We start from the raw sequence: 24519 nt of genomic DNA on the forward strand, positions 1-24519 counted from the left end.
GTCCCGGCAGGAAGGGGCTCAGGCTTCCCCGAACACCCGCGCGAAGATCGTGTCGATGGCCTTGAAGTGGTAATCGAGGTTGAACTTCTCCTCGATCTGCTCCGCGCTCAGCACCGCAGCGACCTCAGGGTCCGCCTTGAGCAGTTCCATCAGCGAAAGCTGGCCGTCCGATTCCCACACCTTCATCGCATTGCGCTGCACCAGACGGTAAGAAGCGTCGCGCTCCAACCCGGCCTGGGTCAGCGCCAGCAGCACGCGCTGCGAGTGGACAAGGCCGCCCATCTTGTCGAGATTCTTCTGCATCCGCTCGGGGTAGATCACGAGCTTGTCGACCACCGAGGTCAGGCGGGCGAGTGCGAAATCGAGCGTGATCGTCGCGTCCGGGCCGATGAAGCGCTCGACCGAGGAGTGCGAGATGTCACGCTCGTGCCACAGTGCCACGTTCTCCAGCGCCGGGGTGACGGCCGAGCGGACCATGCGGGCAAGGCCTGTGAGGTTCTCGGTCAGCACCGGGTTGCGCTTGTGCGGCATCGCCGACGAGCCCTTCTGGCCGGGCGAGAAGTATTCCTCCGCCTCGAGCACTTCGGTGCGCTGCAGGTGGCGGATTTCCACGGCAAGGCGTTCGATCGACGAGGCGATGACGCCCAGCGTCGCAAAGAACATCGCATGACGATCGCGCGGAATCACCTGGGTGGAAACCGGCTCGACCGCAAGGCCCAGCTTGTCGGCGACGTATTCTTCAACGGAAGGATCGATGTTGGCGAACGTGCCGACCGCGCCCGAGATTGCGCAAGTCGCGACTTCCGCCCGCGCGGCGACAAGGCGCGCACGGCAGCGGGTGAACTCGGCATAGGCTTCGGCGAGCTTCTTGCCGAAGGTGGTCGGCTCGGCATGGATGCCGTGGCTGCGGCCGATGGTCGGGGTGTACTTGTGTTCGAACGCGCGGCGCTTGATCGCCTCGAGCAGGGCGTCCAGATCGGCCAGCAGCAGGTCCGAGGCACGGGCGAGCTGTACGCTGAGCGTGGTGTCGAGCACGTCCGAGCTGGTCATGCCCTGGTGCATGAAGCGGGCTTCGGGGCCGACCTGCTGCGCCACCCAGTCAAGAAAGGCGATGACGTCGTGCTTGGTCACGGCCTCGATCGCGTCGATCGCGGCGACGTCGATGGCGGGGTTGGTCGCCCACCAGTCCCACAGTGCCTTGGCGCCCGAAGGCGGCACCACGCCCAGTTCGCCCAGCTTTTCGGTGGCGTGCGCTTCGATCTCGAACCAGATGCGGTAGCGGGCTTCCGGCTCCCAGATCGCGGTCATTGCGGGGCGGGCGTAACGGGGGACCATGTTCGACTCCGTGAATCTTGGCGCGGCAGGCTTCGCCGGGGCCGCTAGGGGCAAGGGGGCCGGAACGCAAGGGGCGAGGCGTCAAATCGGCCCGATCCGCTCCAGCATCCGGGCAATCACCCGGTCTGCTCCATGCGGGGTGAGGTGGGTGTCGTCAAAGTAGAGCGCTTTGCCGTGCTGGACGATGTCGCAGGCCTGCGGCCCGCACAGCACCTCTTGCGGATCGAAGAATCTGACGCCCGGGTGCGTTGCGGCGTAGCGCGAAAGCAGGGGGTTGATCCGGTACCCTTCCGCATCTTCGCGCGGCAAATGCTGCGGGCAGCGCGCGTTGACGAAGGCCAGGCACCGCATGTACCCGCCAACCATCTCGGGGCCCGCAGAAGCAGCGGTCGGCACGCTGCCGATGATCACGATTCGCGTTGCTGCAGGCAGGCTGGCCCGCAACTGGTCCAGCGCTGCCTCGAGGCGGGGCCATCCGTCCCTTGAAGCGCGACCGAAGCGATGAAAATCCGAAGGGTCGAACAGCGCGCGGTCCCACCGATTCGCGATTATCACCACGGGAATAGCCCGCTGGCGCACCAGGCCGGCCAGAGCCGTGTAATGCTCGACGCAAGCCGAAGCCTCGCTGGATGCATAGCTGTAGTTGGTCACGCCCGGCAGGGAGAAACAGCCTGCCTGGGTCAGCATTGCCCCTTCGCCCGCGCGTGCCGCCAGTACGTGAACATATTGGCGGGCATGGCTGTCGCCGAACAGGATGTATGGAACAGGCACCCCTGCCGGCGGCATGTGTTCGACCGGCTGGGGCAGTGCAGCCGGGTAAGCCAGCAGGGCATCGCGCCGGGCAGCGCTGGCCGGTTCCAGTTTCCCGAAAGCGCCAGCTGCACCAATGCCGAGGCAAAGCGCCAACCCGGCAATGCAGAACGCGGCCAGCGCCTTGCGTGAAGCCAGCATCCGACGCTCGCGCACCGGACGCTCGACAAGGTGCAGCGATCCGAACCCCAGCAGGACCGAAAAGGCGACCGCAGCTGCCGTCAGCCAGATCGGCGGCGTCCCCAGCCATTGATAGCGCGCAAATGCCAGAAGCGGATTGTGCCAGAGATAGAGGCCGAAGGAGGCACTGCCGATCGCCACCAGCGGGCGGAGCGACAGCATGCTGCCGAAAGCATTGTCCGGCCGCGCATGGCGGAGGAGGAGTGCGGTGCCCAGAACGGGCAGCATCAGCCGCCAGTCCGGTGCGCTCGCCGCCTCGACGAAGGCTAGCCCCGCCAGAACCAGTGACAGGCCGGAAAGGGCCAGCCACGGGTTCGTCCGACCTTGCGGCAAGGCCATGCAGAATGCACCGAGCAGAAGTTCCCATGCGCGCGTCGGCAGATAATAGAAGGCGATCGTCTGGTGGCTGCCCGCAAGGGCGAGGCAACCGGTCAGCGATACGGCCGCCGCCCCGGCAAACCAGGGATGCAGGCGCCTTTGGCCTGCCCACCATAGCAGCATGACCAGCGCGGGAAACAGGATGTAGAACTGCTCTTCGACCGACAGGCTCCAGGTGTGGAGCAGGGGCTCGAACCCCTCGTCATCGTCGAAGTAGCCCGAGCCCCGAGCGAACATCATGTTCGAGGCGAAGACTGCGCTCGCACCCAGTCCTTTGGCGAACCGGCGAAAATCATCGGGGATCATCACGGCCCACGCCGCCAGTGCACTTGTCAGCAGCACCGGAATCAGCGCAGGCAGGATGCGGCGGGCGCGGCGTTCATAGAAGTCTGCAAGGCTGAAGCGCCCTTGCTTCAGATCGGCCAGGATCACGCCGGAGATCAGGTAGCCGCTGATCACGAAGAACACGTCGACGCCCACGAAGCCGCCACCGAATCCCGGCGTGCCGGCATGGAACAGCACTACCGGAATCACGGCAAGCGCTCTCAGCCCTTCGATTTCACGTCTGTATTGCAAAACTGCCCGCCCAACCGTCCTGAGGACCACGATGGCCAAACCCGGCCGATCACGCAATTCCTGTTACGCTGCCGGTGTCGTGGTGCCGGTGTCGTAGTGGAGGTGTCGTGGTGAAGATTGCCGGACCCGTCGCCATGGCCATTGCACGAGATTGCATCGACGGCGGCCGCGCTATATCCGCGTCAGCGCATATTGCACGGAGAATGCACATGGCTCGCAAGGTTCTGGTCCTCGTCGCACTTGGCTGTTCACTGGCCCTCGCGGCCTGCAACACCGTCCAGGGCATTGGTCGCGACATCGAATCGGTCGGCAAGGCAGGCGAGAAGGCGATCTGATCCACTAGATCAGGCCCTGTGCCTTGAGCGAGGTATAGCCTTCGCGCCCGATGACGATGTGGTCGTGCACGGTCATGCCCATAAGGCGCGCGGCTTCCGTGATCTTCTGCGTAACCTGAATGTCGGCCCGGCTGGGCTTGGGGCTGCCCGAAGGGTGGTTGTGGACGAGGATCATCGCGGCCGCCCCCACGTCGAGCCCCTTCTTTACCACCTCGCGTGTATAGATCGGACTTTCGTCGAGCGTGCCATCGCCGACAAGATGGTCGAGTATCAGCATGTTCTGGGTGTTGAGATAGAGCACCCGCACCCGCTCCACGTTGAGATGGGCCATGTCGATGTGCAGGTAATCGAGGAGAGCCTGCCAGTTCGAAAGCACCGGCTGTTCGCGGACGACCGTCCTCGCCAACCTGCGTGCGGCAAGCGCGACGATCCGCAGCGCGGCCGCGCTGGTCTCGCCCATATTGGGATGCAGCGCCAAGGCTTGTGGATCGGCGGTGAGCACGCCTGCCAGACTGCCGAAACGCTGGATCAGCGAACGTGCGATCGGCTTGGTGTCGATCCTCGGCCGCGCCACCATCAGCAGGTATTCGATCACCTCGTGGTCGGCGAGGGCGTCCTCCCCGCCGCTCATCAGACGCTTGCGCAAACGCGCGCGATGGCCGCTGGCATCGCCGCCATCGAAGCTCGTCTTGCTGCCGCTTTCGCCGTTCCGTTCAGGAAAGAGTCCGGTTTGATCCGTCATTGATCCTATCCGGGCACCACTTCGGCGCTCAAGTGTTCGCCAATCGGTACAAACAGTTCGTACACGCAAGATGTAGATGCCGTGCATTGCCCAAGCGGTGGGAGTGCGCAAGAAGGGGGCAGATGGCAGATAGTTTCGAATTGGCGGAACCGGATGCGCCGCCAGGCCCTGCGCGTTCGCGAAAGGGGCTTCGGCGCGTCAGCGTATCTGTGCTTGTCCTTGCCGTGGCAGGTCTTGGGGGGCTGTGGATTGCACGCAATTCGATCGCTGACCGCATCATTGTCGGCCAGCTCAAATCCTACGGTTTGCCCGCGACTTATGAGATAGAAAGCATCGGTCCTGGCAGGCAGGTTCTCCGCAACGTGGTTGTGGGGGATCCCCGCCGCCCGGATCTCACGATAGAGCGGGTCGAGGTGGGTATCCGCTACGGCCTTGGTGCGCCCTATCTCGGTTCGGTCAAGCTGGTCGCCCCGCGTCTTTATGGCCAGTACCGGGATGGCAGGGTCAGTTTTGGCTCGCTCGACAAGGTGATCTACGCGCCCAAGACCGACAGCCAGCCTTTCGCGCTGCCCAGGCTCGACCTGCAGGTCCGGGACGGTCGCGGCCTGATCCTCACCGATTCGGGGAAGATCGGCCTTTCGGTGGAAGGCAAGGGCGGCTTGCAGAACGGCTTTGCCGGGACACTGGCTGCGGTCGCGCCGTCGCTGATGGGGGGCGGCTGCAAGGCGGACGGCGCTCGCTTTGTCGGCAGAATCGCGGTGCGCGAGGAGCGCCCATCGCTGACCGGGCCGCTCCGGCTGGATCGCATTGCGTGCGACAGCGGTGCGAGGAGCGGGCCACTGGTGGCGGATCTTGATGCACGGGCCGACAAGGGTTTTGCAGGAATCGCCGGTGCCGCCACGGTGCGCGGCAACAAGCTGGTCGTCCCCGGCCTCTCTGCCGAAACGCTGGCGCTTGATACGCGCCTCGCTTTCCGTGATGGCGCATTGACCGGTCGGGTCGATGCCAATGCTGGCGGGGTCAGCAGCGGCGGCGTTCGCTTTGGCCTGCTCGGGCTGGAAGGTTCGGTCCGCACCCGCGAGGCTTTCCGCAAGGCCGAATTCCGCGGAACGATCGACGGGCAGGGCCTGCGGCAGGGGGCGGCCCTCGACAACGCCTTGGCCTCGGGTGAGCGGAGTGCCAGCGGCACGCTCCTCGCCCCGATGCTCGCCCAATTGCGCGCCAGCCTCAAGCGCGAGGAACGTGGCAGTCGCCTCGGCGGCGAGATCGCGCTGCGCCGCAATGGCGAGGCGATTTCGGTGGTTGTTCCGCAGGCACGGCTGACCGGCGGAACCGGGCAGACCCTGCTCACGCTTTCGCGCTTCCAGATGGCCAGTGGCACCAAGGGCGGGCCACCGCTGCTGGCGGGCAGTTTTGCAACCGGTGGCGCGGGTCTGCCGCGAATCGTCGGACGGATGGAGCGCGGGCGGGCCGGGCAGGCGCTGTTCCGTCTGACCATGGCACCGTGGCGTGCAGCCGGTGGGTCGCTGGCAATCCCCGAAATGATGGTTGCCCAGATCGCCGACGGATCGCTGGGCTTTTCAGGAACCGCGCAGGTGTCCGGCGCAATTCCGGGCGGTTCGGTGCAGAACCTCGTGCTCCCCGTCAGCGGTGCCTACGGTGCGCGAGGCGAACTTGCACTCTGGCGCCACTGCATCACCGCCCGCTTCGACCGGTTGGAACTCGGCCAGATGGCGGTGGATGGCAACGCCCTCCAGCTCTGCCCACCCGGTGGCAGCGCGATCGTCCGCAACGGGGCAAGGGGGCTGCAGGTGGCGGCCGGCACGCCCGGACTCGACCTCACCGGCAAGCTTGGCGAAACCCAACTTGCCCTGCGCACCGGCGCTGTTGGATTTGCCTGGCCGGGCGTGCTCAAGGCGTCGGCCGTGGATGTCACGCTGGGCCCGCCTGCTACCGCAACGCACCTCACAGTTGCCAATCTGGACGCGAGAGTTGGGGGAGAGTTGGGGGGGAGTTACGGGGGAGTTGGAGCCACGCTCGCAGCCGTCCCGCTCGATATCTCCAATGCCTCGGGGCAGTGGCGCTATATCGATGGAAAGCTTGTGCTTTCCGCCACCGAGTTTGACCTTACCGACCGCCTGGACCCAGCGCGGTTCGAAAGGCTCCATGCCACGGGCGCGACGCTCACGCTGGCGGATAATCGCATTACGGCCAATGCCTTGCTGCGCGAAGCAAAGACCTCGCGCGAGGTTGGAGCGGTGAAGGTGCGCCATGATCTCGCAACCGCCAGCGGCCACGCCGACATCAGCGTCGACAACCTCGTCTTCGACAAGGGCTTCCAGCCTGCGCAACTGACCCGCCTTGCCCTCGGCGTGGTCGCCAATGTCAACGGCAAGGTGACCGGCGACGGGGTCATCGACTGGAATGCGCGCGGGGTGACAAGTTCCGGCACGTTCGGCACCGAAAATCTTGATCTTGCAGCAGCTTTCGGTCCGGTGAAGGGCCTGAAGGGCAAGCTCGTGTTCACCGACCTGCTCGGCATGGTCACCGCCCCGCATCAAAAGCTGACTGTTGCCTCGATCAACCCCGGCATCGAGGTGACCGAGGGTGTGGTCGACATAAGTCTCCTGCCGGATCAGGTGCTTAGACTGCACGATGCGCGCTGGCCGTTCCTCGGGGGCACGCTGGTGCTGGAGCCAACCGACTTGCGCCTCGGCCTGGCCGAAGCCCGTCGCTACACCCTGACGGTCATCGGCATTGATGCCGCCAAGTTCATCGAGAAGATGGAACTGGGAAATCTTGCTGCGACAGGCACTTTCGACGGACAGTTCCCGCTGATTTTCGACGCGAACGGCGGGCGGATCGAGGAAGGGACGCTGGTCTCCCGCGCGCCCGGCGGCAACGTCTCATACATCGGCGCGTTGACCTACGAGAACATGGGGGCGATGGCGAACTTCGCGTTCGATGCGCTGAAATCATTGGATTACAAGACGATGACCATCGCCATGCGGGGCGATCTGGAAGGCGAGATCGTCACCAACGTCAAGTTCGGCGGCGTAAAGCAGGGCGCTGGCACGAAGCGGAACTTCATCACCAAGCAGGTTGCCAACCTGCCGATCCAGTTCAACGTGAACATCCGCGCGCCATTCTACCAGCTCATTACCTCGTTCAAGGCGATGTACGATCCCGCCTTCGTCAAGGATCCCAGAACCCTGGGCCTGGTCGATGCGCAGGGACGACCGCTCTACCGTTCGGCAAACGGCGTGCGCCCCGGCGGGGTGCCGGTGATCGTCCTTCCCGGAAACACTGAAAACATTCAGCCTGCAGAAAGCGGAAAAATGCCATGAGGAACCTGGAATTGACCCGATCCGCGAAGCCTGCGACGAGAAGCGTCATGGGGAAAGACGGATTTCAGTTCTGGTCGCGCCTTCTGCTGGCGTTGCCATTGATGGGGGGCCTGGCATTGGGCGGCTGCATTTCGGTGAAGGCGCCGGACAAGCCGATCGTGATCGAGCTCAACATCAACATCAAGCAGGAGGTCGTGTACCGGCTCGCGCAGGATGCGAACAACACGATCGAAAGCAACCCGGACATCTTCTGATGTCAGGCGCGTTCTAAGGACGAAGACGATGACCAAGGTTTCGATGCGCAGGCCTTTCGCAATTATCGCTGCAACCGGGCTCGTGCTCGGCACGATCGCGGTGCCCGCCTTCGCGCAGAGCCGCGATCCGGCTTATGCTGCGGCGCGGTCTGCCGGCCAAGTTGGCGAAAAGATGGACGGCTATCTTGGGTATGTCACGCCGCCCTCTCCGGCGCTGCGCGCGGTGGTCGAGGACATCAACATCAAGCGCAAGGCCGTCTATGCCGAGAAGGCCCAGGCCAACAAGGCAACCGTGGAAGAATATGCGCTCACCTCGGGCTGCCTGCTGATCGCCCAGACCAAGCCCGGCGAGAAGTACCAGGCGCCCGACGGTTCCTGGCAGACCCGCGGTACGGGCGCCCCGTTGCGTGATTCGCGCTGCCCCTGACGCAAAATTCCGCATACGAATCGCTGCCCGGTTTCAGCCACTTTCACGCCCTTCCTCGCACTTGCGGGGGAGGGCGTTCGCATTTGCGATGATACCTTGGGTCAGACTGGGGATCAGACACGGTTCGTGACGGTTGACTCAAGAATACCCCCCGCCTAAGGGGGCGGCGCTCTCGGCGGTCATCCGTCGTTTGTGCTGCACTTTCGGTCGGGCGACTGATCAGGGGAACAAGCATGAATGACGAACCCGGCGGGACGGAGCCAATCGGCGAGGATGCGCGGATCGACGCGCTCGACAAGCGGCTGAAAGCCCTTCGCGAGCGGGAAGAAGAGCGCAACCGGCCAAAGGCAGGTGGGGAAACCGATGCGAATTACCGCATGGGCAACCGCGTGCTGGCGGAACTGATAGGCGGCCTCGTGGGCGGCGCGTTCATCGGCTGGGTCATCGACCAGTTTGCCGGGACGAGCCCCTGGGGTCTCTTGGTGATGCTGTTCATGGGGGTCGTCGTGGCATTCCGGAACATCATCCGAATTTCGAGCCGGCGCCCCGAATAGGGCGCTGTTGTTGTATTCGAGTGATACGGGGTTAAGCGCGTGGCCGAAGGCAAGGTCGATCCGGTTCACCAGTTCACGATCGAGACCCTTTTCGGGACCGATCACTGGTCTATCGGCGGTTACAACATCGCGTTCACCAACTCGTCGCTGTGGATGGCGATCACCACGGTCGTGCTGGTTGCGTTCGTCGCCGGTGGCGCCAAGCGCGAACTGGTTCCGGGGCGCTGGCAGATGGCTGTCGAAGGCCTGACCGGTTTCGTCGACAACCTGCTTCAGGCCAACATCGGCAAGGCCGGTCGCAAGTACCTGCCTTACGTGTTCTCGCTGTTCGGCTTCATCCTGTTTGCCAACATGCTCGGCCTGCTGCCGCTGGCTCTGGTCGGCGTGCATCCGTTCACGGCAACCAGCCACTTCACCGTCACCGGCGTGCTCGCGATCATGAGCTTTGCCATCGTGCTCGGCGTCGGCTTTGCCAAGCATGGCCTTCACTTCTTCTCCCTGTTCGTGCCGCACGGCACGCCCGTTCCGATGATCCCGATCATTTTCCCGATCGAGCTGATCTCGTTCATGGTGCGTCCGTTCAGCCTTGGCCTGCGTCTCTTCGTGGCGATGATGGCCGGGCACGTGCTGCTCGAAGTGCTCTCGGGCTTCGTCATCTCCGGCACCAACGCCGGGGTGGGGACCTTCTTCCTCGCCGCCGTTCCCAGCTTCGTGCTGATGATCGGCATCTGCGCGCTGGAACTTCTGGTGGCTGGCATCCAGGCTTACGTCTTTGCCCTGCTCACCTGCGTCTATCTGAACGACGCCGAGAACCTTCACTGATACCCGCAACATTTTCCCATACGGAATTGAGAAAAAGGAGTTTTTGACATGGACGCAGAAAGCGCAAAGCTGCTCGGTGCTGGTCTCGCCGCTGTTGGCGCCGGTCTCGCCTCGCTCGGCGTGGGCAACGTGTTTGCCAAGTTCCTCGAAGGCGCGCTGCGCAATCCGGGTGCTGCTGACGGTCAGCAGGGCCGCCTGTTCATCGGCTTCGCCGCCGCCGAACTTCTGGGCCTGCTCTCGTTCGTCGTCGCGATGATCCTGATCTTCGTTGCCTAAGGCACGCGAAGCTCACTGATTGTTGAAATGCTGGCCGGGGTCCGCCCCGGCCGCCTGACGCCCGGACACCCGCGATGCCTCAGATTGAACAGCTTGCCACCACCTATTCCAGCCAGGTCTTCTGGCTGCTGGTGTTCTTCGGCATCGTCTTCTTCGTGATCGGCCGGGGCATGCTGCCCAAGGTCGTCTCCACGATGGACGGCCGCGACAAGCAGATCGCCGACGACCTTGCCGCTGCCGAAGCCGCACGGGCCGCCGCCGATGCCGAGGAAGAGGCATGGCGCGTCCAGGCGAACAAGCAGCGCGCCGAAGCCCAGGCCGTGATTGCGGCCGCCAAGGCTGACGCCGCCAAGGCCACCGACGCCAAGCTTTCCGCCGCTTCGGCTCGCATCGACGAGACCGTGACGGCTGCCGAAGCCCGCATTGCCGCTGCCCGCGCTGCCGCGCTGGGTGAAGTGGAAGGCGTTGCCGCCGAAGCCGCGCAGGACATCGCAAGCCGCATTGCCGGCCTGTCGATCCCAGCTGCCGAAGCGCAGGCCGCCGTGAAGGGAGTTCTCGCAAATGGCTAACGCTGTAGAGACGACCGCTGTCGTCGAGCACGAAGCTGCGGGCGGCGAACACCACGTCGAACCTTCGGCACTCGGCCTTGGGCCTGGTGCATGGGTTGCCCTGTCGATGGCCATCTTCCTCGCGATCCTCGTGTCGAAGAAGGTCCCCGGCGCGATCGTCGGCGGTCTCGACAAGCAGATCGACGCGATCCGCAAGCAACTCGATGAAGCCAAGGTGCTCCGCGCCGAAGCCGAGAAGCTGCGCGCCGAATACGCCGCAAAGATCGCCAACGCCGAGAAGGACGCGGCGGCCATGGTCGAGCACGCCAAGACCGAAGCTGCTGCCATCGTCGCCAAGGCCGAAGCTGACACTGCAGCCGTGATCGCCCGCCGCGAGAAGATGGCCTCGGATAAGATCGCTGCTGCCGAACGCGCTGCGGTCGACGACCTGCGCGCCAAGGCTGCACAGGCTGCAACTGCTGCCGCGCGCGACCTGATCGCGAAGAACCACTCCGCAGGTGCCGACAAGGCTCTGGTGGATGGAGCGATTGCCGGGCTGGTGAACTGATCGGCTTCAAGCCGCTTCACGGCCAACAAAACATGAAAGCCCCTCTCGGTGTGAGCCGGGAGGGGTTTTTGTTTGTGTCCTCAATTCCGCCCTTCAGTGGTGTGGGTTGAAGGCGAAAAGAAGAGCACCCAGCAGCGGCAATGAGAGCAAGGCTGCGATGATACCGGCAAGCGTCAACGCGTCTTTGGAATCCTGTCGGTTCCACTTCATGCCCGTGTCGATCCCCGGATCACCAGCTTGACCGGTACGCGCCGTCCCGACCCTTCGGTGCCGTTTATCTTCGCCAAGAGTTGCTCGACCAGCAGGGCCCCTGCCATCTGGAAGTCCGGTTCGATCGAGGTGAGGGGCGGGGTGGACCACGCGCCGGCGCGGATGCCGTCGAAGCCGATGATGCCTACCTGCTCGGGGATAGCGTAGCCGCGCGCGGTCAGCTCCTTGAGCGCGCCCAGGGCCATGTCGTCGCAGACGGCGAAGATGGCGTCGAACGGGGTGCCGCTCTGGGCCAGGGCAATCGCGGCGCGGCGGCCCTGTTCTTCGCGGGCGAGGCCGCTTTCGACTTGTTGCAGGACAGGTTCCAGGCCTGCCGAGCGCATTGCCTCGGCATAGCCTTCGTAGCGCTCCTGGAACTGGCGCTGGGGCGAGGTGGCCGAGCCGATGCAGACGATCTTGCGGTAGCCGCGCACCAGCAGATGGCGGGTTGCGAGCGTTGCGCCCGAGAGGTTGTCGCTGCGCACCCATGGCATGTCGTTGTCGGGCGAGCCCCAGCAAGTCCAGTGCGTGCCTTCCGGCATGTCGCGGAAATAGTCCCAGGCCTTGGTGTTGGTGGTCGTGCCGATCACGATCATGCCGTCGGCCTTGCGGCGCTCCTGAAAGTGGCCCCAGAAGTTCTCGGGCGCATCCTGGAAGGAGACAAGGGTTTCGTAGCCCTTGGCCGAGGCGGCGGCGCAAGTGGAGCCGAGCAGCGAGAAGTAGAAGGGGTTGATATCCTTGCGGTCCTGCGCCTCGCGACAGATCATCACGACGGCCAGTGTGCCGGTGCGGCCCCGACGCAGGCGAGCGGCGTTCTCGTCGACCTGATAGTTCAGGCGGCGGGCGGCTTCCATGACACGCTGGCGGGTGGGTTCGCTGATCGAGGTGTCACCGGCAAGGGCACGGCTAACGGTCGACTGGCTGACGCCCGCCGCCTCGGCCACGTCGAACGACGTTACGCGGATGATCTTTCTCTCGCCGGCCATGCTACCCCCAAGTCAGCTATCGCTTTAGCAGGATCGGCGTCAGCGGAAAGTGTCCTTGGCCTTGCGCAGGGCGGCAAATGTCTCTTCGGGCGATGATCCGCCCCAGCGCGAGGCCATCTCCGCGTCGTCCGCGCGCAGGAAGGGGTTGGCGGCGAGCTCTGCGGCGAGGGTGGTAGGCACGGTCCATTCGCCGCGCGAGCGCTTTTCATCCACGCCTCGGGCATAGCCGGCGAGGGCTGCGTTGTCCGGATCGGCGAAGAGCGCAAAGCGGGCGTTGGACTGGGTGTACTCGTGTGCGCTGTAGAGCGTGGTTTCCGGCGGCAGGGCCTTGAGGCGCGAGAGGCTGGCCCAGAATTGCGGCGGGGTGCCTTCGAACATCCGCCCGCACCCTAGCGGGAAAAGCGCGTCACCGACAAAAGCCACCGAAGTTGTGGGCAAGTGGTAGGCGCAGTGACCCATGGTGTGACCGCCAACGTCAATGACCGTCGCATCAAAGCTGCCGAGTTGCACGGTGTCGCCTTGAGCCACAGTGCGGTCCACGGCGGCGATCTTTCCGGCGTCATCTTCGGGGGCAATGATGGTGCAGCCGGTGGCGGCCTTGATCGCCTCGTTGCCGCCGGCATGGTCGGGGTGCCAGTGTGTGTTCCAGATCTGAGTGATGCGCCAGCCCTTCGCCTCGGCCTCGCGCAGGTAGGCTGGCGCGTCGGGCGTGTCGATGCAGGCGGTTTCGCCGCTTGCCGGATCGTGGACGAGGAAGCCGTAGTTGTCGGACAGGCAGGGGAATTGGTGGATCTGTAGCGTCATGGCTGCAGCTTAGCGCCGCGTTCCGGACAAAGCAAAAGCCCGGCCGGATTTCTCCGGACGGGCCTTGCTTTTTGCTCACTTCGAGGAAGCGCAGCGCTTGGCCGAGGGGGGCCCCCGCCTTCGCGGGGGCGCAACCTTCGGTCGCGCTTACTGCTTCGCCTTCAGAGCGGCGCCGAGGATGTCGCCCAGCGATGCGCCGGCATCCGACGAGCCGTACTGTTCCACGGCTTCCTTCTCTTCGGCCAGCTGGCGGGCCTTGACCGAGAAGTTCGGCTTCTTCGAACGATCGAAGCCGGTGACCATGGCGTCGAGCTTCTGGCCGACCTGGAAGCGGTCCGGACGCTGTTCGTCACGGTCGCGGCCCAGATCCGAGCGCTTGATGAAGCCGGTTGCGCCGTCTTCGCCAGCCTGCACTTCGAGGCCGCCGTCGCGGACTTCGAGAACGGTGACGGTGACGACTTCGCCGCGACGCAGCGAGCCAGCGCCAGCAGCCGAAACGCCACCAGCAGCCGGAGCGCCCTTTTCAAGCTGCTTCATGCCGAGGCTGATGCGTTCCTTCTCGACGTCGACATCGAGAACCACGGCCGAAACCTGCTCGCCCTTGCGGTGCAGAGCCAGCGCGTCTTCGCCCGAGATGCCCCAGGCGATGTCGGACATGTGGACCATGCCGTCCACGTCGCCATCGAGGCCGATGAACAGGCCGAATTCGGTCGCGTTCTTGACTTCGCCTTCCACGGTCGAACCGACCGGGTGCTTTTCGGCGAAGGCTTCCCAGGGGTTCTGCTGGGCCTGCTTGAGGCCGAGGCTGATGCGGCGCTTGTCGCTGTCGACTTCCAGAACCAGCACGTCGACTTCCTGCGAGGTCGAGACGATCTTGCCGGGGTGGACGTTCTTCTTGGTCCAGGACATTTCCGAAACGTGGACGAGGCCTTCGATGCCGGCTTCGAGTTCCACGAACGCACCGTATTCGGTGATGTTGGTGACAGTGCCCGAGAGCTTCGCGCCGACCGGGTACTTGGCGGCAACGCCATCCCACGGATCGCTTTCAAGCTGCTTCATGCCGAGGCTGATGCGCTGCGTATCCTGGTTGATGCGGATGATCTGCACCTTGACGGTATCACCAATGGCGATGACTTCCGACGGGTGGTTGACGCGCTTGTAGCTCATGTCGGTGACATGGAGCAGGCCGTCGATGCCGCCGAGGTCCACGAACGCACCGTAATCTGTGATGTTCTTGACGACGCCGTCGATGATCTGGCCTTCCTTGAGGTTCTGGATCAGGCCCGAGCGCTGTTCGGCGCGGGTTTCTTCCAGCACCGCACGGCGCGAGACGACGATGTTGCCGCGGCGGCGGTCCATCTTGAGGATCTGGAACGGCTGCGGCATGTCCATCAGCGGGGTCACGTCGCGGACCGGACGGATGTCGACTTGGCTGCCGGGGAGGAAGGCAACGGCGCCGTCGAGGTCGACGGTGAAGCCGCCCTTCACGCGGCCGAAGATCACGCCTTCAACGCGCTTGCCTTCGCCGAATTCATTCTCGAGCTTGTCCCACGCGGCTTCGCGGCGGGCGCGGTCACGCGACAGCATGGCTTCGCCATCGGCGTTCTCTACGCGGTCGACGTAGACTTCGACTTCGTCGCCGACCTTGAGGCCGTGCGCCTGGCCGGGGGCAGCGAATTCGCGCAGGGCAACGCGGCCCTCGCTCTTCAGGCCCACGTCGATGACGGCCTTGTCGTTTTCGATGGCGGTGATGGTGCCCTTGACGACGCGGCCTTCGAAGCCACCGTTGGCGGCTCCGCCAAGCGATTCGTCAAGCAGCGCGGCGAAATCGTCGCGCGACGGGTTGGTAGCCATTATCAAAGCTTCCTGTTTCTAGGTATTCCGGCCAGGCGGTTGTTTCCGCCGGTCTTTCCTCCACGTACCGCCCCATGCGGGCCGTGGGCCAAAAAGGGCCGAACCGCCCCCGGAGCCGAATGCTGCCGAAGGCACCCGCTCAGGCAAAGACCTGCGCGGACGGGCGGCGCTTAGGCTCATGGCCCGAGAAAAGCAAGGAAAATGGGGTATTCAAGATATCGTGTGGCCGTTCGCAGAACCTGTTAAACTTCTCGTGATAGTCTGCATCTTCAAGGAGATCCGCGATGGAGCAGCCGGGGGTGTTCAGCACGTTCCATGACGCGGCGACCGAAGCCCGCTACAACGAGACGGCGCGTACTTTGCGGACGCCGTTCGTCCGGCTTTACGCTGTCCTGTTCATGGCAGTGATGCTGGCCTATTCCGTCATCAATCCGCTCTATCTCGATCCGGTCGAGAATGCGCGTCTGGCCTTCTGGCTGGGCATCGGCCTGATGTGCATCGGGGCCTATATCGGCGCCACATTCTGGCAGGACTACGTCCGTCATCCGATGGTCGATTTCACCGCCCTGCTGGTGATTTCGCTGATCGTGGCGCGGATCAATTTCGTTCTGTTCGACCATCTGCTGCACATCCATACCAACCTTCACGCCGTCGGCGTCATCAACAGGCTGGCGATCACGGCATTTGCGGCAGTGACTCTGGCCGGCCGTCCGCACCTTTTTCTGGGATGGCTTGGATGCGACCTTCTTGGCTGGCTGGGTCAAGTCATTCCGGAACAGACTGTCGATGCCGCGGTGGTCTATGCCTTGCTGAGCTACTTGAGTGGAGCCCTGGTCATGGCGGCGATAAATCTGGCGGTAGGACGGACGAGCCGCGCTGCCTTCATGCTGGCGGATTCGCTGGACGCAGAGCGTGCCCGCAACGAGGAGCTGGTGCTCAACATGCTGCCCACCACGGCGGTGGAGCGGATACGGACAGGGCAGATGGTTGCGGATTCGTACGCCGATGCCAGCGTGATCTTCATCGACATGGTCGGTTTCTCGAAGCTGACGAAGCGGGTTTCGCCGGGCCATCTGGTGGAGTTGCTCAACAGCTTCTTCAATCATGCTGACGCCTGCGCCCGCGAGTTTGGAGTCGAAAAGGTCAAGACGGTGGGCGATGCCTACCTCGCGATCGCCGGCGGGAACATACCGAGCGGTAACAGTGCCGATGCCGCCATCGCGTTTGCACGCGCGGTGCTCTCCGGTGTCGAGGAGCTCAAGCGCGTTGCCGGCGTCGATGAAGTAGGCCTGCGAGCCGGCATCCACTCCGGACCTGTGGTTGGCGGCGTGATCGGCGCGACCCGCATGGCATACGATTATTGGGGCGACACGGTGAACATTGCAGCACGACTCGAAGGGACCGCGGCGGCAAATGGGATCGCGATCTCGGAAAGCACATGGCTGCGCGCAAATGACCGTGGCGCGTTTGGTCCGCCCATGATGATGACGTTGAAAGGAATCGGCGAGACCTGCGTTTTTCAAGCGGTGGTCGAAGAGGCCGATCTGAAGATGCGTCCAGCTGCGGCCTAGGCCTTTTCCCCTAGCTGTTTTTCGACAAGCGCAATTGCTGTCGCCACTGCCATTTCCTTGGTCAGATTTGATGTATCGAGCAGCGCCGCGCCTGCGGCCTGGCGTAGCGGAGCCTCGGCGCGGTTGCGGTCGCGTTCGTCCCGGGCTTCGAGGTCGGCTTCGATCTCGGCGCGCTCCACGTCCTTGCCAAGCTGCTTCATTTCCACCCAGCGGCGCATCGCGCGGGCGCTTACGCTGGCGGTGACAAAGAGCTTGGCGTCGGCGTGGGGGGCGATGACGGTGGCGATGTCGCGGCCGTCTAGGACCGCGCCGCCGGGCTGGTTGGCAAAGGCTTGCTGGCGTTCAAGCAGCGCGGCGCGGACGGCAGGGTGGACTGACACGCGGCTGGCGTAACCGCCGGTCTCTTCGCTGCGCAGTTCAGGGTCAGCCAGCAGGCTTTCCGGGAAGGCGCAGGCAGCAAGGGCGGCGCCCGCGTCATCCGGGTTGCCTTCGCTCAGAAATACCTGTCGGCCCACGGCGCGATAGAGCAGGCCGGTATCGAGGTGAGGCAACCCGTAATGTGCGGCCAGCGCCCTGGCGATGGTGCCCTTGCCCGAAGCGGTCGGGCCGTCGACAGCGATGATCACGGGTTGGAACTCCGGTTGCGGAAGGCCTTGACCAGCCCCCATATCGCAATTGCCGCCCAGAAGAACTCCAGCACGAACGAGGCGGGGTTCATGTTGAACAGCAGCGAGATCGTCAGCAGCACCGCGCCGAGCAGGTTGACGCCGTGCTGGACGAAGGGGTCGGGGCGGTCCTGCCGGGTGGCATAGCCGTAGGCGAAGATAATGCAGGCGGTGCCGCAGAAGCCGATGATGTTGGCCAGATCGTGACTGGTCAACGCGTCGCGCCCTCCAGCAGGCTTTCGAAGACCGGGAAACTGGTGGCGATGGGGCGGGTGTCGTCAACCTCGACGCCGCGCTTGCTGGCGATGCCGGCAATGGCCATCGACATGGCAATGCGGTGATCGAGGTGGGTGACGACGCTGGCACCTTCCGCGGTGCCGGGAAGCGGATCGCCGCCGGTGCCATCTATGATCAGCCCGTCCTCGGTTTCGGTGACGGTAGCACCGGCCAGTTCCAGTGCGGCGCGCATGGCGCTGATGCGGTCGCTCTCCTTGACGCGCAGTTCCTCGAGACCGGTCGTTACCGTGCGGCCCTTGGCCAGCGCAGCGGCGACGAACAGGATCGGGAATTCGTCGACCATGCTGGGCACCACGGCGGGATCGACGTCGATGCCGGAGAGCAGCGAATGCCGCACGCGCAGGTCAGCCACGGGCTCGCCGCCGACATCGCGACGGTCAAGCTCCTCGATGCTGCCGCCCATCAGGCGCAGCACATCGAACAGCGCAGCGCGCGTGGGGTTGAGGCCGACGTTCTCGACCACGAGGTCCGAGCCTTCGATCAGAAGCGCGGCGACCACGAAGAACGCGGCTGAGGAGGGGTCGCCGGGCACGACGATGTCCTGTGGCTTGAACTCGGCCTCGCCCCGCACCTTGATTACGCGCGCGCCGTCATCGGCGATGTCGACCGTCAGCTCGGCGCCGAAGCCGCGCAGCATGCGTTCGGAATGGTCGCGCGTGGGGATCGGCTCGATCACCGTGGTGATGCCGGGGGTGTTGAGGCCTGCGAGAAGGATCGCGCTCTTCACCTGCGCCGAGGCGACTGGCAGTCGGTATTCGATCGGGACTGCGGGCGAGATGCCGCGCAGCGTGAGCGGCAGGCGGCCGCCGGGGCTCGCGGTGAATTCCGCGCCCATGGTCGAGAGCGGATCGATCACGCGCCCCATCGGGCGCTTCGACAGCGATGCGTCGCCCACGAATGTCGCGGTGATCGGATGCGTGGCGACAAGGCCCATGAGCAGGCGAGTCGAGGTGCCGGAATTGCCCATGTCGAGCGCGGCCTGAGGCTGCAGAAGGCCGCCGACGCCGACGCCGTGGACGTGCCACATGCCATCGGCATCGCGCTCGATCGTCGCACCCATCGCGCGCATGGCAGCAGCGGTCGAGAGCACGTCCTCGCCTTCGAGCAGCCCTGTCACTCGCGTCTCGCCCACGGCCAATGCGCCGAGCATGATCGAGCGGTGGCTGATCGACTTGTCGCCGGGCACGCGGATCCGGCCCCTGAGAGGTCCGTTGGCAGTGAAGCGGCGGGGGCGCATCTGCGCCGGATCGTGAGAGGACACGGAATCTCTACTTTCGAAGCGGGGAGGGCTGATAAAGCGCGCGGCTTTTGACAGCAGCGCGCCGCTATGGCAAGGCGCGCGCTCTCTTGATTCCGCGCACGAGCGGACCCATCAAGCGTGCAGTTCTCCGCCCGGCGATGTTCTGTCCTGCCGGGCCAGTCTTGAGGAAGTTTCATGGTCAAGCCGGAATGGGGCGCCAAGCACAGCTGTCCGAAGTGCGGCACTCGCTTCTACGATCTGGGCAATGCCGACCCGATCACCTGCGTCGAGTGCAAGTACACCTGGACCGCCGAGCCGGTGCTCAAATCGAAGCAGCCGATCCCGTACGAGGAGATCCAGAAGGACAAGGTTGATGTCGCACCTGACGTCGATCTGGCCGACGAGGATCTCGACATCGATGAGGACGGTGATTCGCCGGACAACGACGTCGATCTCGGCGGCGACGATGATCTTGGCGTTGCCGGTCACGACGGCGACGACGACGAAGTGTAATGGTTTCGGGGCCGGTTTTCGGACCGGCTCCAAAAAATTTCCGGGGGCGATTTTTTCGTCTTGCCAGCCAAGGCAACCTCCCTTAGAGGCGCGGCTCCCGGCGAGAGACACCGCCGGAACGGTTCGCCTCCCAGGGCGAGCCTGATGGGAAATGGGGCCTTAGCTCAGCTGGGAGAGCGCCTGCATGGCATGCAGGAGGTCAGCGGTTCGATCCCGCTAGGCTCCACCATCCCCTCCTTGAAAGGCCGCCTCCGGGCGGCCTTTTGCGTTGGTGCGCGTAGCATCTGAGGTGGGTGATGTGATCAGCCTGTCGCGCCGCGATTGACGAAGATCACAGCCTTGCTAGCCTCCGGTCACCTAAAGGGCCGCACAAGTCACATTGCCGGAAAGACCTGTCATGCGCCGCGCGCCAAAGCCTCTTGCCATTTCCTGCCGTATTGCGGCGACTCTCGCAGCCATGGCCCTGGTCGGTAGCCAGGCCTCGGCGCAGTTCGGCGGCTTCAGCATTCCGTCGATCCCGCGCAGTTCGTCGTCCTCGCAAAAAAGCGCAGACGGCTGCCCCAAGGGCAAGAGCAAGAGTACCGGGTCTTCGATTCTTGGCGGGCTGATCGGACAGGGCGTGGGGCGGGCCGCAAGTTCGGCAGGTGTCGGCAGCTTCTTCCCTTCGGCCGAGTTCGCCGACACGCTGACAAACGCGATTGCCTGCCGTCTCGATCCCGAGGAGCAGAAGCAGGCAGCCGAAGCCACGGTTGAAGCGACGCGGGGCGAAGAGGTTGGCAGCACCTCGTCGTGGACGTCGAACACCCGCGAGAACGTGTCGGGCACTTCGACCGTCACCGCGCGCAATGATGAGCTGGCATCGAACGGAGCGGTGGGACGCCAATGCATAACCGTGACCGACGTCATCATCGTCAACGGTGAGGAGACGACTGCCAACAAGCGCATGTGCCGTGCTCCGGGTTCCGCACGCTATTCGCTGGCGGCCTGATGCGGCTGGCTTTCCCGTTTCTGGCCCTGCTGCTGGCCACAGGGGCAACAAAGCCGGTCGCGATGGACCCCAGGAACCCGACATGCCCTGAGAAACCGGAATGGGGCCTTGCCCAGGCCATGAAGCTGACCCCTGTCGACAAGGGCGGCAAGCGCGTGCTGATTGCCGACGGCATCATCGATTCGCGTTTGCCTGAACGCCTGAAAGCGGCGATCGACGCCGACGAGCGGATCGAGGAGGTCTGGCTGAAATCCCGAGGGGGAGATGCCGCTGCCGGCAATCGCGCGGGGAAGGTGATTCGGTCCTATCCCGGCATGGTCACCCGCATTCCTTCGGGATGGACGTGCTTTTCGGCCTGCAATTTCGTGTTCATGGGCGGCGATCGCCGGTTTGTGGAGCCCGGTGGAATGTTCATGGTCCACATGTTCACCCACACCGGCGACCGCGACGTCATCGAGATATCGGTCGATGAAGGCACCGAGGAGACCACTCGGTTGATCGGCGAGATCGAACAGGCCAGCGCCTTGTTGGCAAGCGAGGACAACGATTTCCTGATCCGCATGGGCATCAGCCGAAAGCTGCTGACCGAGGTGATGTACAAGCAGCAGGCCGTGGCGACGAAGGAGAACCCGTCGACACGCTATTGCCTGAGCCAGGATGAGGTGCGCAAGTACAACGTCGTCCCGGTGGAGCGGCCGGCGGGCTGAATCTGCAATGCCGTGCCCCCGCTCGGGCGGGGGGCGCGGAATTCCGAGGTTACTTCTTCAGCCCGATCTCGCGCAGGCGTTCCTGCAGGTAATCATCGGCCGTGATCGAAACCGGGTAACGGTCGGGGTTTTCCGGGGTGATGCACTGGTCCAGCGTCCTGAAGGGGAAGTCGCTGCGCAGGTGCAGGAAGAAAGGCATCGAATACCGGCTGTGGCGGGCGCGCTCGCCTTCGGGATTGCGCACGCGATGCGTCGTCGAGGGCAGGACGTGGTTGGTCAGGCGCTGCAGCATGTCGCCGATGTTGACCACCAGCGCGCCTTCAGGCGGCGAGACGCCAATCCATTCGCCCTGCTTCGTCAGCAGTTCAAGGCCTGCTTCCTCTGCGCCCAGCAGCAGCGTGATCAGGTTGATGTCCTCGTGCGCACCGGCGCGAATCGCGCCGGGTTCGGCATCGGCGGGCAGGGGGGGATAGTGCAGGAGGCGCATGACCGAGTTTCCATCCTCGATCGCCGGGTCGAACCAGTGCTCGTCAAGCCCCAGCCACACCGCAATGCGCGACAGGATGCGCGCGCCGACGCGGTCGAACTCGGCATAGAGCGCTTCGAAAGTCTCGCGGAAGCCTGTGGGGCGGGTCGGCCAGACGTTGGGGAACATCGACATCGCGGCAAGCGGATGGTCTGCTGGCAGATCGCGGCCGACGTGCCAGAATTCCTTGAGGTCGTGGCGCTTTGCACCCTTGGCGATTTCAGTGCCGAATGGCGTGTAGCCACGGGCGCCGCCAAGGCCCTCGATGTAGTAGCTGCGCTTCTCGTCCTCGGGCAGGGCGAAGAACTCGGCGGTGAGAGTCCAGGCGCGCGCGATCAGTTCGGCATCGATACCGTGGTCGCGGACCATGGCAAAGCCGAAGGTCTGGAAGGATTCGCCAAGGTCACGGGAAAGCGTTGCGGGCTCGCTGTTCAGCGAGATCACCGGCAGGGTTTGCAGGGGCATGGTGTTCCAGTTCGGAAAATTGTCGCTATGGAAACCGCCTGTAACGGGATTCGCGTGGGGTTTCATGACCAAAATCAACATCACCGACACGACTGGCCGCAACCTGTGGCTGATGAAGTCCGAACCGGACGTCTATGGCTGGGATGACCTCGTCGCAGAAGGGGAGGGGACGTGGGACGGCGTGCGCAACCACCTCGCCGCGCGCAACCTGCGCACAATGCAGGCTGGCGATCTGGCGTTCTTTTATCATTCCAACATTGGTGTCGAGGTGGTTGGCGTGATCGTGATCAGCGAGGGCGGTCTGACTGATCCTACCGATCCGGAAGGCAAGTGGGCGGCGGTGAAGGTTAAGCCGGTCGAGAAGTTGCCGCAGACAGTGACCCTGAAGCAGATAAAGGCCACGCCGGAACTTCAGGAGATGGATCTGATCCGGCTTTCGCGCCTTTCTGTGGGTGCCGTGCGACCAGTCGAATGGAACCTTATCCTGCGCATGGCAGGCGTGCTCTAAGCCGGAACCGCGGCGGATTCAGTGCGTACTGATCTTCGTGAAGGCGATGCAACTTCGCCGTAAATTCAAGGAGATCAAAGATGGGTGAGCTGACCGATCGCGCCAAGGGCCTTGCCAACGAAGCCATTGGCAACACCAAGCAGGCAGCGGGCAAGGCAACCGACAATGCCAGCCTCCATGGTGAAGGCGTGGCGCAGGAGCGCAAGGGTGAAGCGCAACAGGCGGCCGGGAAGGTCAAGGGCGCACTCGGCGACGACGTCTGATTCAATTCAGGACCAGTTTTGACCGGCAGGCCGGTCACAGGAGGCCGTCCCGGATGGGGCGGCCTCTTTCTGTGTGCGCCAGACTGTCCCGAACAGGCACGACTGCAAAAAGCGCAGAATGCCGGGATACCGAAGGGTGAAAAAAGCGTTAAGGTCAGGTCATGACCATGTCGCCCAGCACCGCCTATGGCACCGCACGCCACCCGTTCCGCGCCCAGTTGCCGCGGCACGCGTTGCGCGAGTTGCCGCGCCATGAGCCGGAAGTGCTGGCGGCGATGAAGCGGGCAGAGGCTCTGCTGCGCGAAGCAGACATACGGTCTGAACCAGTCAACCTGCGGCGCATATCCATGCAGGATATCCGCGATTTCCTGATCGCCTATTGCGCCTGCTTCCTGGCAATCATGGTGTTTATCGCCTGATCAGACTGCCTTGGCAGCCTTCTCCGCGCGGTACAGCAGATAACCGAGCCAGGCCGAGACCACGCACATCGCTGCGCCGAGCAGCAACTGGTCGACAATGGCGACCCCTGCTGCGCTGAGGCCAACCGCGAGCAGCGACCCCACCACCATGGCTCCTGAATTAACGATGTTATTGGCAGCGATCGTGCGGGCTGTCTCGGACTTGTCGACCACGGTCGTCAGGAATGCGTAGAGCGGCACGACGAACATGCCGCCTGCCACTGCGATGCCGAGCAGGCAAAGCAGCAGGGGGATGGCGAGGGGCTGAGCGATGAAGGTGGCAACGTCCATCAATGGCATGCCGGGATGTGCGGGCCAGTAATCGCAAACCTGATGGAACGCGGCGATGAACAGGCCCATCACGATCACCGACGCGGGCGAATAACGCGCCGAGACGGTCCCCTTGAGCAGCGCGTTGATCGACATCGAACCGATGGCAATGCCGATCGAGAACATCACCAGAAAGAGGCTTGCCACCTCCTTGCTGGCAGAAAGCACGTTCTTGGCAAGGGGCGGAAACTGGATGAACAGCACGGTGCCGACGGTCCAGAAGAAGCTGATCGCCACGATCGCCATGAACACCTGTCGGTGCCGCGTCGTGTTGCGGATCAGTCTCCACGATGACGTGAAGACGTTGAAATCGATCTTCTGTGCCTCGATCATCGGCGGGGCAGGGGGGACCTGTCGACCGGAGAAGTAGCCGATGAGCGCCGTCACGACTACGCCACCTGCCGCCACTTCCACCGGAATCCAGCCTGCCAGGATCGTGCCGGCGAGGATGGCGATATAGGTGCCTGCCTCGACGAGTCCGGTGCCTGCCAGAACCTCGCCGTCATGGAGATGCTGCGGCAGGATGGCGTACTTGATCGGGCCGAAGAACGTGGAATGCACGCCCATTGCCAGCAGGGCGGCAAGCATCAGCGGAATCGCCACCTGTTCGACTTCAAGCCCCAGCCAGGCCAGGACGAGGCCCGTCCCACCGACAAGCATGATCGCGATCTCACACGCTTTCACGACGCGGATGATCTTCGCCTTGTCACGCATGTCGGCCAACTGGCCTGCCAAGGCTGAGAGCAGGAAGAAGGGCAGGATGAACAGGCCCGAAGCGATAGCGGAGAAGCGCGCTTCGGCAGCCTCCGAATTGTAGACGCTGTACACAACGTACAGGACCATCGCGTTCTTGTAGAGATTGTCGTTGAAGGCCCCCAGCAGCTGGGTGACGAACAGCGGCAGGAAACGGCGCGTGCGCACCAGATGCGTCGATGTTGTCATG

27 protein-coding genes and 1 tRNA gene are annotated in these 24519 nt (G+C 64.0%); 17 read left to right on the forward strand and 11 right to left on the reverse strand.

Annotation, left to right across the window (positions count from 1 at the left end):
• Window positions 1-18: 18 nt before the first annotated feature.
• Window positions 19-1335, reverse strand: a complete 1317-nt coding sequence (purB, locus tag AC1Q5P_RS13865; RefSeq protein WP_039334274.1) for an adenylosuccinate lyase — start codon at window positions 1333-1335, stop codon at window positions 19-21.
• A gap of 81 nt (window positions 1336-1416) precedes the next feature.
• Complete coding sequence (locus AC1Q5P_RS13870; RefSeq protein WP_193827019.1) at window positions 1417-3279, reverse strand: acyltransferase family protein; 1863 nt, start codon at window positions 3277-3279, stop codon at window positions 1417-1419.
• Between the two features lie 209 nt (window positions 3280-3488).
• Here AC1Q5P_RS13870 and AC1Q5P_RS13875 point away from each other — a divergent pair, with 209 nt between their 5' ends.
• Window positions 3489-3614, forward strand: coding sequence for an entericidin A/B family lipoprotein (locus AC1Q5P_RS13875; RefSeq protein ID WP_082013356.1), 126 nt, complete (start codon window positions 3489-3491; stop codon window positions 3612-3614).
• Between the two features lie 4 nt (window positions 3615-3618).
• On the opposite strand, the gene radC is transcribed toward AC1Q5P_RS13875, so the two are convergent.
• Window positions 3619-4356, reverse strand: coding sequence for a RadC family protein (gene radC, locus AC1Q5P_RS13880; protein WP_039334272.1), 738 nt, complete (start codon window positions 4354-4356; stop codon window positions 3619-3621).
• Between the two features lie 122 nt (window positions 4357-4478).
• On the opposite strand from radC, the gene AC1Q5P_RS13885 reads away from it, so the two are divergent.
• The 8 genes from AC1Q5P_RS13885 (at window position 4479) to AC1Q5P_RS13920 (ending at window position 11152) form a co-directional block, all read left to right on the forward strand.
• Entirely contained in the window at window positions 4479-7703 is a 3225-nt protein-coding gene (locus AC1Q5P_RS13885; protein ID WP_492519237.1) for an intermembrane phospholipid transport YdbH family protein, read from the forward strand.
• A 47-nt stretch (window positions 7704-7750) separates the two neighbouring features.
• Window positions 7751-7957: a YnbE family lipoprotein gene (locus AC1Q5P_RS13890; RefSeq protein ID WP_062347608.1), complete on the forward strand. Its 207-nt coding sequence runs from the start codon at window positions 7751-7753 to the stop codon at window positions 7955-7957.
• A gap of 28 nt (window positions 7958-7985) precedes the next feature.
• Complete coding sequence (locus AC1Q5P_RS13895) at window positions 7986-8384, forward strand: YdbL family probable chaperone protein (RefSeq protein WP_492519238.1); 399 nt, start codon at window positions 7986-7988, stop codon at window positions 8382-8384.
• A gap of 233 nt (window positions 8385-8617) precedes the next feature.
• Window positions 8618-8938 carry an AtpZ/AtpI family protein gene (locus AC1Q5P_RS13900; protein ID WP_062347609.1) on the forward strand — a complete coding sequence of 107 codons (321 nt, stop codon included), beginning with the start codon at window positions 8618-8620 and terminating at the stop codon, window positions 8936-8938.
• 39 nt (window positions 8939-8977) lie between these two features.
• Window positions 8978-9760 carry a F0F1 ATP synthase subunit A gene (locus AC1Q5P_RS13905; RefSeq protein ID WP_039334268.1) on the forward strand — a complete coding sequence of 261 codons (783 nt, stop codon included), beginning with the start codon at window positions 8978-8980 and terminating at the stop codon, window positions 9758-9760.
• Window positions 9761-9808: 48 nt separating this feature from the next.
• Complete coding sequence (locus AC1Q5P_RS13910; protein WP_011444975.1) at window positions 9809-10036, forward strand: F0F1 ATP synthase subunit C; 228 nt, start codon at window positions 9809-9811, stop codon at window positions 10034-10036.
• A gap of 74 nt (window positions 10037-10110) precedes the next feature.
• Window positions 10111-10605: a F0F1 ATP synthase subunit B family protein gene (locus AC1Q5P_RS13915; RefSeq protein ID WP_193827017.1), complete on the forward strand. Its 495-nt coding sequence runs from the start codon at window positions 10111-10113 to the stop codon at window positions 10603-10605.
• On the forward strand, window positions 10598-11152 hold the full coding sequence (locus AC1Q5P_RS13920) for a F0F1 ATP synthase subunit B family protein (RefSeq protein WP_039334263.1): 555 nt from the start codon (window positions 10598-10600) through the stop codon (window positions 11150-11152). The genes AC1Q5P_RS13915 and AC1Q5P_RS13920 overlap by 8 nt, the downstream gene beginning before the upstream one ends.
• A gap of 206 nt (window positions 11153-11358) precedes the next feature.
• Here the strand turns inward: AC1Q5P_RS13920 and AC1Q5P_RS13925 are convergent, their stop codons facing one another.
• The 3 genes from AC1Q5P_RS13925 to rpsA all read right to left on the reverse strand — a co-directional run bounded on the left by AC1Q5P_RS13925 (window position 11359) and on the right by rpsA (window position 15045).
• A complete protein-coding gene (locus AC1Q5P_RS13925; RefSeq protein ID WP_492519239.1) occupies window positions 11359-12387 on the reverse strand; it encodes a LacI family DNA-binding transcriptional regulator in 1029 nt (342 codons plus the stop codon).
• Between the two features lie 39 nt (window positions 12388-12426).
• Window positions 12427-13191 (reverse strand): hydroxyacylglutathione hydrolase, encoded by a 765-nt coding sequence (gloB, locus tag AC1Q5P_RS13930; protein ID WP_492519240.1) that lies wholly within the window; start codon window positions 13189-13191, stop codon window positions 12427-12429.
• 147 nt (window positions 13192-13338) lie between these two features.
• Window positions 13339-15045 (reverse strand): 30S ribosomal protein S1, encoded by a 1707-nt coding sequence (rpsA, locus tag AC1Q5P_RS13935; protein ID WP_039334259.1) that lies wholly within the window; start codon window positions 15043-15045, stop codon window positions 13339-13341.
• Window positions 15046-15329: 284 nt separating this feature from the next.
• On the opposite strand from rpsA, the gene AC1Q5P_RS13940 reads away from it, so the two are divergent.
• Window positions 15330-16616: an adenylate/guanylate cyclase domain-containing protein gene (locus AC1Q5P_RS13940; protein WP_193827014.1), complete on the forward strand. Its 1287-nt coding sequence runs from the start codon at window positions 15330-15332 to the stop codon at window positions 16614-16616.
• On the opposite strand, the gene AC1Q5P_RS13945 is transcribed toward AC1Q5P_RS13940, so the two are convergent.
• The 3 genes from AC1Q5P_RS13945 to aroA are packed head-to-tail and all read right to left on the reverse strand — an operon-like array spanning window position 16613 to window position 18815.
• Entirely contained in the window at window positions 16613-17242 is a 630-nt protein-coding gene (locus tag AC1Q5P_RS13945; RefSeq protein ID WP_193827013.1) for a (d)CMP kinase, read from the reverse strand. The genes AC1Q5P_RS13940 and AC1Q5P_RS13945 overlap by 4 nt on opposite strands.
• Entirely contained in the window at window positions 17239-17496 is a 258-nt protein-coding gene (locus AC1Q5P_RS13950) for a CBU_0592 family membrane protein (RefSeq protein WP_062347614.1), read from the reverse strand. The genes AC1Q5P_RS13945 and AC1Q5P_RS13950 overlap by 4 nt, the downstream gene beginning before the upstream one ends.
• Window positions 17493-18815, reverse strand: a complete 1323-nt coding sequence (gene aroA / locus AC1Q5P_RS13955; RefSeq protein ID WP_039334255.1) for a 3-phosphoshikimate 1-carboxyvinyltransferase — start codon at window positions 18813-18815, stop codon at window positions 17493-17495. The genes AC1Q5P_RS13950 and aroA overlap by 4 nt, the downstream gene beginning before the upstream one ends.
• Window positions 18816-19013: 198 nt before the next feature.
• On the opposite strand from aroA, the gene AC1Q5P_RS13960 reads away from it, so the two are divergent.
• From AC1Q5P_RS13960 to AC1Q5P_RS13975, 4 genes are all read left to right on the forward strand, one after another.
• Window positions 19014-19331, forward strand: coding sequence for a TIGR02300 family protein (locus AC1Q5P_RS13960; RefSeq protein WP_039334252.1), 318 nt, complete (start codon window positions 19014-19016; stop codon window positions 19329-19331).
• Window positions 19332-19484: 153 nt separating this feature from the next.
• Window positions 19485-19560: transfer RNA gene (locus tag AC1Q5P_RS13965), tRNA-Ala, on the forward strand.
• Window positions 19561-19788: 228 nt separating this feature from the next.
• A complete protein-coding gene (locus tag AC1Q5P_RS13970) occupies window positions 19789-20319 on the forward strand; it encodes a hypothetical protein (RefSeq protein WP_236727125.1) in 531 nt (176 codons plus the stop codon).
• Complete coding sequence (locus AC1Q5P_RS13975) at window positions 20319-21026, forward strand: COG3904 family protein (RefSeq protein WP_039334248.1); 708 nt, start codon at window positions 20319-20321, stop codon at window positions 21024-21026. The genes AC1Q5P_RS13970 and AC1Q5P_RS13975 overlap by 1 nt, the downstream gene beginning before the upstream one ends.
• Before the next feature lie 49 nt (window positions 21027-21075).
• On the opposite strand, the gene AC1Q5P_RS13980 is transcribed toward AC1Q5P_RS13975, so the two are convergent.
• The gene (locus AC1Q5P_RS13980; protein ID WP_039334246.1) at window positions 21076-22017 is read right to left on the reverse strand and encodes an isopenicillin N synthase family dioxygenase; all 942 of its coding nucleotides are present in this window, start codon (window positions 22015-22017) and stop codon (window positions 21076-21078) included.
• A 64-nt stretch (window positions 22018-22081) separates the two neighbouring features.
• Between AC1Q5P_RS13980 and AC1Q5P_RS13985 the strand changes: the two genes are divergently transcribed.
• The 3 genes from AC1Q5P_RS13985 to AC1Q5P_RS13995 all read left to right on the forward strand — a co-directional run bounded on the left by AC1Q5P_RS13985 (window position 22082) and on the right by AC1Q5P_RS13995 (window position 23207).
• Window positions 22082-22525, forward strand: a complete 444-nt coding sequence (locus AC1Q5P_RS13985; RefSeq protein WP_039334244.1) for an EVE domain-containing protein — start codon at window positions 22082-22084, stop codon at window positions 22523-22525.
• An 80-nt stretch (window positions 22526-22605) separates the two neighbouring features.
• A complete protein-coding gene (locus AC1Q5P_RS13990; protein WP_039334242.1) occupies window positions 22606-22788 on the forward strand; it encodes a CsbD family protein in 183 nt (60 codons plus the stop codon).
• A gap of 161 nt (window positions 22789-22949) precedes the next feature.
• On the forward strand, window positions 22950-23207 hold the full coding sequence (locus tag AC1Q5P_RS13995) for a hypothetical protein (protein WP_039334239.1): 258 nt from the start codon (window positions 22950-22952) through the stop codon (window positions 23205-23207).
• On the opposite strand, the gene AC1Q5P_RS14000 is transcribed toward AC1Q5P_RS13995, so the two are convergent.
• The gene (locus AC1Q5P_RS14000; protein ID WP_039334426.1) at window positions 23208-24518 is read right to left on the reverse strand and encodes an MFS transporter; all 1311 of its coding nucleotides are present in this window, start codon (window positions 24516-24518) and stop codon (window positions 23208-23210) included.
• Between the last annotated feature and the right edge of the window lies 1 nt (window position 24519).

The organism is Novosphingobium sp. GW835-FHT14H07, assembly GCF_058793515.1.